The organism is Paenibacillus sp. LBL (assembly GCF_029893715.1).
Taxonomy (GTDB): Bacteria; Bacillota; Bacilli; order Paenibacillales; family Paenibacillaceae; genus Paenibacillus_AQ; species Paenibacillus_AQ glucanolyticus.
Genome location: NZ_JARXYU010000005.1, coordinates 50,716 through 62,334 on the forward strand (window position 1 = coordinate 50,716; position 11,619 = coordinate 62,334).

Genomic DNA, 11,619 nt, shown 5'->3' on the forward strand with positions numbered 1-11,619 from the left:
AAGGATACTTCGAAAAAAATGAAACAAGCAGCCCCCGGAGGGACTGCCTGTTATGATCAGTTGATTTTGGTAAATGCCCACTTCTGCGCATCGGAGCCGTTATCACTCCACTGCTGAATAGCAGCCCCGTCTGCTGTAGAGGCGCTGGCAACGTCAACGACCAGCCCATTGGTTTTGGATATGATTTTGTAGTAACCGCCACCCACATCTACAATCCTCCATCGCTGTGCATTCGACCCATTGTCATCCCACTGCTGCAGCTGGACACCAGTCGCAGTAGATGAGTTCGGTACGTCGAGCACTTTTCCACTGTGTACAGCTGTGAGCTTGTAATATCCGTCTCCCGTGCTCTCAACCCTGAATCTCTGATTATTGGCAACGTAGTTGGTCCACTGCTGGATTTTAGCTCCGCTTGCCGTGGATACATCCACAACATCCATTACCTTGCCGCTTGCCTTGGCAGCTATCGTATAGATGCCGTCACTAATCACGTTCGATGCCCCATTGTCCTGATAAACACGTACATAATCCACCAGCATCTGTGACGGGAACGGCGTTGCGTTATTCGGACTGCCAGGCCAATTCCCGCCGACTGCGAGATTCAGAAGAATAAAGAACGGGCGCTGGAACTCCTCGGTATTGCCGGTCCCATTTTCAATATAAAATTCATTGAACTGCACACCGTCCACAAACCAGCGAATATATTTAGAGTCCCACTCCATGCTGTAAACATGGAACTGCGAGAAATCCAGATTGCCCGATACCCGTCCGTATTCCGCGTGTCCTCCTGCGTCCCAGTGTACGGTTCCATTCACGTAAGGGTTATTATTCACCCGCTCCATAATGTCAATCTCTCCGCTCTTCGGCCAACCCACCGAGGTGATGTTGCTTCCAAGCATCCAAAATGCAGGCCAAAGCCCTTGACCCGATGGCAGCTTGATTCGGGCCTCTACCTTCCCGTAAGTAAAGGTTTTTAAATCTTGCGTTTTGATCCGGGCAGAGGTGTAATTCATCCCGCCGTAGGATTCCTTTTGCGCCGTAATCACCAGATTGCCGCCGGTAACCTGCACGTTCTGCGCACGGTCGGTATAATATTGCAGTTCATTATTTCCCCATCCGCCGCTGCCAGTACCGATTTCAGGAGTCCAATTCGCCCTGTTAAGCGAAGTTCCGTTGAACTCGTCGCTCCATACCAGATTCCAGTTCGGCGCCGCGTTTGTTGTGTTGCCAGGCAATAGAACGACCAGAAGACTGAACAGTATCACTGCACATATTCCTTTTCTTAGCATCATGTTCCCTCCTATTATTTTCGGATCAAGGTTTCATAGATACCTAGTGTACATACACAGCTGTTCTTCCAGCGGACGGTCCACTGAAGCTGAAATCACCTCTCCTCCTGTTCATGATTCATTGCCCAAAAACCGATCTATGATGAACATTCACTTGTTGCTTAATAAAAACTTACATATATTAATGCGCTTACATTTTCATTATATGCCTAACATATACCACTATCAACCTATATTTATATTATTTTACATCTTCGTTTCTTCTTTAAATTCACATCTTCCCACGTGCTTTACGAGCAGCATAAATGCCGGTGTATCAATAGACGGAGCACCTTCCGATCGCTCCCCTCCCCACTTCGGCATCGTATCCACTATTACCCCTGTACCTTGCATGGGCAGAGGACATAAATGTCCGTTCAGAATATCGCATTCCGCCTCCGCTATTCCCAGCACTCAAGTGTATTGCCTCCTGCAACAGGACAATCAAGCCACAAAAACAGGCCAACCCGTTGAGTCTGGTTGACCTTCTTGAACCTATACAAATTAATGAACTAACTATCCCGATTAACCATATAGTTTAATAAATGCTTTAGAAAAGCAGTGTTCCGCGGCATCTCTTGCAAGGCCTCCACAGCCTGGCAGTAATGTTCCCACATCTCTTGGCTGGCGCCTTCCTGACCCAGGATCGTCACAAAGTTTGACGTGTTGTTCTCCGCATCCTGACCGGTGGGCTTGCCGAGCCGCTCCAGGTCTCCCTGCACATCAAGCAAGTCATCCTTAATCTGAAAGGCTATGCCTGCATGATAAGCAAACTTCTTCAACAAGGCGATTTCTGCCTCATTTACCTGAGCCAGAATGGCAGGCATGACCAATGAGGCCTCGAATGCAATACCGGTTTTGTAAAAGCAGATCATATTCAACTGCTCCAGGGTCAGCCTCTTCCCTTTGGAATCCAAATCCATCGCTTGCCCCATGCACATCTCACCAGCCCGTTTAGACGAATACTGGATTAAGGAAACGACAGAGCTAGCATCAAATCCCACAAGCGACGACTGCTCCTCGATCGCCTTCTGAATTAAATACAGACCCGTTATTTCTGCCGTGGCGCTGTTATGGACCTGATGCAGGGTTGGCCTCCCGCGGCGCGTAGATGCGTTATCCTGTGAGGGCAGATCGTCGAAAATCAAGGATGCGGTATGCATATATTCCAGGGATCGGAGGAGCGGCACAATCGCGGAAGGCTCCAATCCGTATTCATTTACCCCCATGACCCAAGTTAAAATCGGCCTTAAACGCTTGCCATCTCCCTCAAGCGTGTAGTTGGCCGTGTCAATCAGCGACACTTGCATGGGCGGTGTATCGCTTGGCTGCTTGATCTGCAATTGGCTGTTGATCTCATCGCGGACAGTTGCAAAGGTGTTCGAAAAGCATTCCTTCTCTTGGCGGTTGTTCCTTAACACCGTGATGATCTGATCCCGCAGCAACTTATCAAAAAAATCCACATGATCTGCTTTCCGCACCATCTTCTGAATCAGTCGATTGAAGTCAGGGTTCCCCGAGGAGAATATCTCCATGATTTCGTTATATTTCTCAATCCCGATCCGTGCTTTACAGCGCTTCAAACCATTAATGGCCCGATCCAGAATCACGTCCCGCGTCTTGGCATCCGAGTCATATACATTGTGGATCAGATGGGAAATGACGGCCCAGTATAATTCGAAGGGGTTGATCAGATCGGCGCGTTGACCGCGATATTTCAGATAATAGGTGTAAGGGGTGACGGCCTCGTCCTCCATGTCATCAAACATATCCGCAAAATCATCGGCCAACTGATTGTAGATGCCGTAAAAGAAGGTCCGTTCATCAAAGCCTTCATCCGCTTGAGCGCTTAGAACTGACCGCACAATCAAGCGGGAAGATGACGATTTTAGAATGATCGGCAAATATAACTCTTCATTGGTGTATCGGGCATTGGAAAGATCCTTGATACGATCGATATGCTGCGAATGAAAAAACACGTTGGCTTGCTCGAAAAACGTCTCCTGCGTTTCCGGACGCTGGTGTCCCTTAATATACTCAAAGGCATCACGGAGCTCCGCGTGCACGAAACGGATCAGCTCCACGTTATTACCGCCCCAATCACCTGGCTTCGGTACCGTTCCGGTAAGCAGCGCAGTGCGTATCATATGGGAATACTGTTCTTTTTCCTGCTCATTTAAGACGCCCGAGTCCAGTAAATCGTCGATAAAGGGATAGGTTAGACCATAGGAGTAACCGAGCCTGATGGCATCATCGAGACGAGCTGAACGTTCCGCAGGCAATACCGAATCATCCATATCTTCAATGACATGCAGAACAACGCCCACAATGATCTTCATTAATTTGCGCTGGGCATGCTCTGCATTCATCTCCTTCGGAATATGGCCTGCTACTTGCTTCAGCTTATGGATGACCCATATCACGGCATTCTCGATGCCTTCCTTCTGGCCCCACCGGTATAACCCGGCTAAACTCATACCATCCGGCGTACCTCCTCCATCCGATTTGGTGGATTGAAGAAGATGTTTTTTTATATCCGCAACCATGCGATGAATGCTGGCTTTCGTGTCTGGCGAGTCCAGGGCCTTGCCCAGATCCCTCATATAAATATAGGAAATGCTTCGATCCAAGTAGCCATCCAGTTTACCTGTATAATGGAGCCACCCGATATATCTATGATAGTCCCGGGTATCAGGTTTTCTCTTTCCCGAGGAAAAAAAGGATAGCCATGAATCACGACGAACATGCTTCCTTTTCCACATTAGAATGTCTTCTGTCAGGATCGGCACATATGTCTTTTCCTTAACCTGTACATAAAGTGATGCAAAATACTGAGCCGCCTTCTGCTCAGCCAGCCGATATCCCGTATCGGCTTGATCTGTATACGCAACATTCATATGATGGAATCCCTCAACTTCTATTGGTGTTAAACATGTACCCATGTTTATAACCTTTATACGCAGAAGTTTCAATCGGGTTACATTCTCGTTAAGATAGCTGAAATCTAATCCATTTCCTGAATCCAATGGTCTAACGCTTCCGTTACTTCTTGCAACTGCTCCTCTGCGGTTAAGTAGGCTTCCCTGTCACCTTTTTGGAAACCGTAAGAACCGAACTGCCCATGGTTAGCCCCTGCAATATCTACATACATGGTATCGTCAGGCAAATTCGTCCTGGCAGTCTCCCATTTCGATCTATCCAATACCCCATCTTGTGTGCCGGTAATTTGAAGCACGGACATGTTCAAACCGTTCAGCGCCCCTTTATCGTCAGCGTAAGATGCCAAGAAAAAAACACCGTCAATGGCATCTGAATGTTCAGCCGCATACCTAGAAGCGAACACACCACCCAAGGAGTGTCCTCCGATCACATATCGGTTGTCTGGGTATTCCTCAATGAAAGAGTCGGCTTTATTTTGTCCGAACACGGCCAGATTCAAGGGCATGGCAGCAATGTACACCCGGTATCCTTTCTCAGCCATTTTCCTGGAAAAAGGCGCATAACTCTTAGGTTCCACTAAACCGCCCGGATAGAAGATGATGTCGGGTGGAAGGCTATCCCCGGTCACGGGCTCGAAGCGGTAACCGTCTGTCAGCTGTTCGACACCGATTTCCGTGTTGCTATGAAACACGGCTTCAGCTTCATCCAGCGGCTTGTACGTAAGTGAATCCAGAATGAGAAGGCATGCGATAACAGCAAGGGACAGGATAGTTACAGTCCATATCGTTATCCTCCGCCAGCTCTTGTTCCCCTGGTTAATGAACTTCTTCATGCTCTTCACGATCCCTTCGGGTCCATTTACTCGTGAGCGAATTATACCGCAGGGTTAATTAATTTTCTATTGAACCTCCGCACGGAAGCATTTACTCATGTATATAAAAAAAGGCTGCCGATTTTCTCAGCAACCTCGTAAACCCGTTCATGATCCATCGACCCGCACAAACCGGAACCAACCAAAATCAAACTGACTTCCCGGAAGAAAGATGAATGTCACCTTGTAACAACCGGCGATAGGTTCCAGATCAAATACCTGCTCTTCGTACCCTTTGGTCTGCGTAAATTCTACCAGCTGATTGCTCTCTCCTTCTGGACTCTCAAAGCGGATATGAATCGTATTCTTGTCAATCGCAGAGCTGCCGTTAACGATCAATTTCGATGAGCCTGCTTCTGCAAAATCCATCTGTTCAAACTCCAGGGAAACATTATTTCCTATCCCTTCAACGGCCTTGTTGTCCACAATGGTAAAGGTATCCCCATAAATTCGGTCGCAATCCGCTGCAAAATTCTGCTCAAATGCTCTATTCCCTTCATGAAAATAGAAACCCTTGATATGCACCTTCTGATGAAGGATAAAACAAATCGAAGTAACGCCCCGCAGCTTCTTCGACAACCGATAGGTTTCTTCCTGATAGACATTCCACTTGGACTCTTTTTGGTAAATACAATCGGCTATTTGTGAGCTGCCTTCTTCACCAGGCATGCCTTCCCAGATTTGCAAAGAGTACTCCTCGCTTGAGAGGGCAAATATCGGGATCGTGATGGTATCGGAGCCGTGAGGACCAAAGTCGATGTCCCGAAATCCGACTTGCGTCTCGCCGTCTCTGCTGGTAGCAACACCTCTTTCATTCCCGTTCCCTACTTCGCCTTGGCTGTAATCATAAAGTCCGGCAGATATGAAAGAGTACGGGTCTTTGTAAGCGGCCCCCAAACCGTCGACTTTGAATTCCAGCTGGGATATAAGCTTGATTTTATCCGTACCGTTTCGGCTTGTACACCGAAGACGAAATTCGCCGTCACCCAAAGCCGTTACCTTGGCTTCATGCCCATCGGCTTCTACCCTTGCAATATTGGATTCGATCCCCGCATCGTTCACGACAGCCCATTGGACCTCCTGATAAGAGGTTTCTGGCGGATGCAGTCTGGCACGTACCACCTTCTCACGATTGGACGAATCAAACGATTGCCCCCTTTCGCTGATCAGCTCAATCTTCCGAAGCGGCAGCTCTTCCACACACCCTGTTAAGCTTGGCAGGTTCTCATTCTTCGTGCTGGCCGCAATCCCTTCCGTTCCTTCATTCTGTGCGGCTGTGGATTTCAAGGTAAGAGATTGGCTGTCCAGACCCATGGAAGACACTTCAATCCGGATCTGGCCCTGCTCCAAGGTGGAGCCGATGATCGCCATCAGCTTGCCGCTGAACAGTCTTCTGCTCTGACCCTTGTACGGATCGTAATCCGTGCTGTCCCCGTTGTCCAGACCGAGCAAGCGCCCCGCACCCGTCACATGTACCTGTACCCGGTTATTAGCGTTCTCGACAACGTGGCCAGCCTCATCTTCCATCGCAATTTCGACGAACACAAGGTCTGTACCGTTCGCGATCAGATTTTCTTTATCCGGGTTCAGAACAATCCTCCTGGCATCACCGAATGAGGTTCGAACATCCGTAGCAATGATGCGACCCGCTTCGTCGTAAGCTATCGCTTTCAGCTCCCCTTCGACATAAGGGATCTTCCACCAACCCAATAACTCCCTTCCGTGTTCATGGTCAATATCATGGGTCCCCATGGTTATGCCATTGAGCTGTAATTCAACTCTCGGCGCGTTTGAGCAAATGCGAACATCGATCATTTGACCGTTGTTAAAATCCCAATAAGGTAACAGATGTACCATCGGTTTAGTCCTGTAATCCGTCCATGCCGCTTGATAGATATAATAGGAGTCCTTCTTGAAAGTCGCTGTATCGATCTGCCCGAAATAAGAGTTTTTGGTATGATACGGCGTAGGTTCACCGATATAGTCGAATCCGGTCCATAGAAATTGTCCGAGTGAGAACGGCATGTCCCGCTCAGCCAGGATGCACGCCTCAGCCGATTTTGCTCCCCAGCTCGTTGAGCTGTTACCCAGGGAAGAACACTGCTCGTCATCGTCTGCCAGGATGGATTTTTCGAACGGGAAATGATAGATGCCCCTGCTTTGTACAACAGACGCGGTCTCACTTCCATAGATGATCCAATCCGGATGCTCCTCATGATGCTTCTCGTAATATTTCTCGGCATAATTGTAACCTGCCACCTTCACGATATCGGCGCATTTCCGAGCATTCTCCCAAGGCATATAATTCGAACCAATGGTAACGCTTGCATTTTGCTTGGGATCATATTTCAGAACTTCCTCCATCAGCATCCTTGTTACTTCCTGCCCTCTCTCGCCTGCGTGGGTATCATAGATTTCGTTGCCAATGCTCCACATGATGAGGCTTGGATGGTTCCGATCACGTTGAACCCAGCTCTTCACATCGCGTGGAAACCATTCTTGGAAGAACCGGGCATAGTCATAAGACGTTTTCGAGCGTTCCCACATATCAAAAGCTTCCGAGACGATGAGCATCCCCATCTCATCCGCCAGGTCCATCAGTTCCTTTGCAGGCATGTTGTGTGCTGTGCGTATCGCGTTAGCGCCCATGTCTTTCAGAATGACAAGCCTTCTGGCTAAGGCCGTTTTGTTAAACGCGGCTCCCAAGGCTCCTAGATCATGATGCTCGCAAACCCCGTTCAATTTCAATTTACGGCCGTTTAGAAGAAAGCCTTGATTCGGATCAAGCTGAATATGCCGAAATCCGATGTTGTGGGATATGCTTTCAATAACTTCATGCTGACAATCTGGTTCTGATTCTGATTCCTGATCTGTTCCAGCAAGCCTCATTTCGGTAATCAATTGATACAGGCTGGGTTCATCCGGGCTCCATAACAGCGGATTCTCCACGACTAAGGATTGCCGGTTCGTCGATATGCAATGGACGGCCGCTGCAACCTTCTCGGATCCCTCAGCTATCTTCTGACCTTCCTTTATGATGGTATGCTTGATAAACACATCAGCCATGGTGTTCACTTCCGTGTCGACTTCGACCTGCCATCCGCTTTCGTGCTGCTTGGTCGTGATATAAATGCCGTCCGTCACGATATGGCTCTGATCCCTGGTTTTGAGCCACACGTTACGATAGATGCCCGCTCCTGAATACCAACGGCTGTTCGGGCTTTGATGCACAACCTTCACGGTAATGACGTTCTCCCCTTCAACGAGCGCCTCCGTGATCTCGTGTTCGAAGGAAGAATATCCGTACTTCCATTCTCCCACCAATTGACCATTAACATAGACGGAAGAATCCATGTAAACGCCATCAAAACACAATAGCACCTGCTGGTTCTCTTTGCTATCCCACGACCATAACTTCCGGTACCACCCGATGCTGTTCTCATATAAATCCATGGTGTTATAGATCAGCCAGTCGTGGGGTACATCCACAGGTTTAAAGATCAGATTATCCGAATCCGTTACGTCCAGACCGCTTTTGGCAAACGTCCATCCGTCATTGAACAAGGCTTTTTTATTCATGGATGCTGTACTCACTTTCTTCATTTATTGTGATGATGAGAAAACATATTAGCTAATTAAGGCAGTTGATTCTACTATATCATGTTGTTCTATTATCAGAACCCGTATCTGATAAGTTCTAAAGTTTTCAAAGGATTTTCTTTAAGCAAGAATATTCCTGGCCTTTAACGCAACAAAAGAAACCCCGCTGCAATCAGCAGCAGAGCTCCATGGTTGTTCCTATGTATTGCTTCCCAATAGGAATCAGTGCAGTTGACTCATCGGGTTCCTTCAGGTATCGGCCTCAACTGCAATTCTTTTGTAAGCATCAATCGATAACTTAATATGCTCAAGAGCATACTCGTTATGGCAGCTGAACCCGTGAAGGAGAATACGATCAGAATTTGATAGCGAACGGCTTCCACCGGATCTGCCCCGGCTACAATCATACCTGTCATCATACCCGGTAATTGGACGAGTCCGACTGTTTTCATACTGTCGATTGTTGGAATCATGCTGAATTTAACAGCCCGCTTCCTCACATCCTGCATGGCCTGCGACGCTGTGGCTCCAAGCGAGAGCAGGACTTCAATCTCACCCTTGGAGGATTGAACCTCCCGCCGCATCTGATTCACGTATAACCCGGCTACGACCATGGCGTTCCCGATCGTCATCCCGCTAAGCGGAATGATGTACTGGGGTGTCGGTTCAATAATGTTCAAGCCAAGCAGCATCCCCATCATCAGCAGTTCGGTTGTCAGTATCGACAGTGCAATCCTCCACACGATCCCTCGCATCCCCGGAGCCCGCCGAGCCGCATTCCATGCCGCCACCCCAATCATCACCGAGATGATCATAACCAAATAAATCACATGCTCCGTCCGGAAAATATACTGAAGCACATATCCGATAGCCAGGAGCTGAATGGCTGAACGTATCGTACCCGTCGCAATCTCTTTCTCCAAACCAAGCTTCTGCCATACGGAAATGAGCATGGTCGCGATGACAAAGAGAAGTGTAAAACTAAGCGCCAGTAATGTCATAGTGCAGCCTCGCTAGCCAGGAAACGCACAAATTGCCTTCCCGCTTCTGTTGCCGGCTGACGAAAAAAATCAATCGTTTGCTGATCTTCCAATAATGTGCCCCCGGACATGAACCAGGTCCTGCTGCTGGTCCGTGCTGCCTGCTCCAAATCATGCGTAACCCAGATCATGGTTGTTCCTTCCCTCGCCTGCCATTGTTGCAGCATGTGCTCCACTGCTCTTGCGCTAATATTATCCAGCGATGCGGTAACCTCATCAAGAAGCAGCACGGCTGGCCGCAGCAGCAGCGATCGAATGAGCGCAATCCGCTGCTTTTCTCCACCGGACAGCTCGCTGGCATTCTTCTTGCGATCCAGTCCAGCAAGTAATGTCTCTTCCAGCAATTGCTCGGCAAGCTGCACATCATACACCTCTCCATGAAGACGACTTGCCGTTCGCAAATTATCCTCGACGCTGCCTGGCAGCATAACCGCTTGCTGAGCAACGTAACAAATTTCTTTTCTCCACAACCTGGGATCCTTCTCCCGATAGGAGATCCCCGCATAAGATATATCGCCCTGATTCGGCATATCCAGCAGTGCTAACGTCCGCAGCAAGGTGCTTTTTCCTTGCCCTGATGGGCCGATGACAGAGATGCACTCCGGCTGCTGAATGACAGCAGACACTTCTTCAAACAGATAAGGGGATTCCCTGTTGTCTTGGTTCCAGGAATGTTTTGCTAACCGTTGAATTTCCAGAATAGCCGCCAAAATCTAGTAACTCCTCTCATAATCACTCATTTGCCCCTCGCAACAACAAAAAGAGAGCGGGATGGCTCCCGCGCTCTGCGCTACACGTGTCATTTCTATCTACCTATAAAAGCTTATACGAATTCATTACCCCCGTAAAGTATAGGTTCCACTGGAATTATTACTTCGTAAACAATTGCTCTGCATCGTCCATGGCCATGCTCTGACCTAGTGAAGAGTAGTCCAACCATTTTTGACCGTCAAGCGTATACACATGATTGTTTTTTACGGCCTTCAGATTTTTCCAGAGCGGGTTATTTTCCAGCTCGGCATAAACCTTTTTGGCATTATCATCATTGTTTACGATAAGGAAAATCGCATCGGCATCAAAGTCGGGGAGCACTTCCTTGGATATGACAGCGTACGGCTCTGAGGCAGAAATCTTCTCAACGCCGTTGGCTGGCTTCAGCTTCAAATCCTGGAACATAATAGGTCCAACCGGCCTGCCCGCACTTTGCACCCGGATCTCCTTGGCAGATACCCGGATTGCCATCGCTGTAGCACCTTCTCCCAATTCGCTTGCTATCAATTTACTAACCCGATCCGCCTTCTCTTCGTATTCTTTAATGAAAGCTTCCGCTTCTTTATCACGCCCAACAACGGCCGCAACGCGCTTCAGATGATTCCGCCATGTCCCTTCATCCAGATTGGTGCTAACCACCGGCGCGATTTTCTCCAGCTTCGAGCGTTCCTCACCGCCGAAATGCTCATCGATAAAGATGTAATCCGGTTTCAATCCCAGCACAGCCTCCATATCGGAATCCCCGACTACGCCAAGCTTCGCACTGCCTTCAAGAAGATGCGCCACATGCGGCAGAAAGCCCCCTACTCCGCCTCCAATGGCAGATCCGGCAGGCTTAATTCCTAACGCCAGCAAATTATTCGTCATGTGTATCGACATCGAAGCGATTTTGGCATTCGGATCAACCTGCGTGACCGAATCCTTCTCCCCGGCTTTACCGCTATCCCCAGTTTCTTGCGCCGAAGATGAGCTGGCTGAGGTATTCACTGCCTCTGACGCTTGTCCGCCGCAGGCAGACAATATTCCTATACACAGTATAATAGCAAGGGTCCCGCACCATTTCTTCATC

The 11,619-nt window shown here is 48.6% G+C and carries 8 protein-coding genes; all 8 read right to left on the reverse strand.

Features of this window, described 5'->3' with window-relative positions; translation table 11 throughout:
- Nucleotides 1-56: 56 nt before the first annotated feature.
- Entirely contained in the window at nucleotides 57-1,292 is a 1,236-nt protein-coding gene (locus M2277_RS13590) for an RICIN domain-containing protein (RefSeq protein ID WP_376167044.1), read from the reverse strand.
- 243 nt (nucleotides 1,293-1,535) lie between these two features.
- Nucleotides 1,536-1,742, reverse strand: a complete 207-nt coding sequence (locus M2277_RS13595) for a hypothetical protein (RefSeq protein ID WP_348537776.1) — start codon at nucleotides 1,740-1,742, stop codon at nucleotides 1,536-1,538.
- Nucleotides 1,743-1,840: 98 nt separating this feature from the next.
- Nucleotides 1,841-4,225, reverse strand: a complete 2,385-nt coding sequence (locus M2277_RS13600; protein WP_280754954.1) for a polyprenyl synthetase family protein — start codon at nucleotides 4,223-4,225, stop codon at nucleotides 1,841-1,843.
- Between the two features lie 107 nt (nucleotides 4,226-4,332).
- A complete protein-coding gene (locus tag M2277_RS13605; RefSeq protein ID WP_280754955.1) occupies nucleotides 4,333-5,100 on the reverse strand; it encodes an alpha/beta hydrolase in 768 nt (255 codons plus the stop codon).
- A gap of 147 nt (nucleotides 5,101-5,247) precedes the next feature.
- Complete coding sequence (locus M2277_RS13610; protein WP_280754956.1) at nucleotides 5,248-8,718, reverse strand: glycoside hydrolase family 2 TIM barrel-domain containing protein; 3,471 nt, start codon at nucleotides 8,716-8,718, stop codon at nucleotides 5,248-5,250.
- A 257-nt stretch (nucleotides 8,719-8,975) separates the two neighbouring features.
- A complete protein-coding gene (locus M2277_RS13615; RefSeq protein ID WP_036642701.1) occupies nucleotides 8,976-9,740 on the reverse strand; it encodes an ABC transporter permease in 765 nt (254 codons plus the stop codon).
- Nucleotides 9,737-10,489, reverse strand: coding sequence for an ABC transporter ATP-binding protein (locus tag M2277_RS13620; protein ID WP_280754957.1), 753 nt, complete (start codon nucleotides 10,487-10,489; stop codon nucleotides 9,737-9,739). The genes M2277_RS13615 and M2277_RS13620 overlap by 4 nt, the downstream gene beginning before the upstream one ends.
- A gap of 160 nt (nucleotides 10,490-10,649) precedes the next feature.
- Nucleotides 10,650-11,618, reverse strand: coding sequence for an ABC transporter substrate-binding protein (locus tag M2277_RS13625; protein WP_280755058.1), 969 nt, complete (start codon nucleotides 11,616-11,618; stop codon nucleotides 10,650-10,652).
- Between the last annotated feature and the right edge of the window lies 1 nt (nucleotide 11,619).

Coding starts and splice junctions, on each gene's coding strand:
- M2277_RS13625 (WP_280755058.1), bottom strand. CDS start 11,618: ATGAAGAAATGGTGCGGGACCCTTGCTATTATACTGTGTATAGGAATA.
- M2277_RS13610 (WP_280754956.1), bottom strand. CDS start 8,718: ATGAATAAAAAAGCCTTGTTCAATGACGGATGGACGTTTGCCAAAAGC.
- M2277_RS13590 (WP_376167044.1), bottom strand. CDS start 1,292: ATGATGCTAAGAAAAGGAATATGTGCAGTGATACTGTTCAGTCTTCTG.
- M2277_RS13615 (WP_036642701.1), bottom strand. CDS start 9,740: ATGACATTACTGGCGCTTAGTTTTACACTTCTCTTTGTCATCGCGACC.
- M2277_RS13605 (WP_280754955.1), bottom strand. CDS start 5,100: ATGAAGAAGTTCATTAACCAGGGGAACAAGAGCTGGCGGAGGATAACG.
- M2277_RS13600 (WP_280754954.1), bottom strand. CDS start 4,225: ATGAATGTTGCGTATACAGATCAAGCCGATACGGGATATCGGCTGGCT.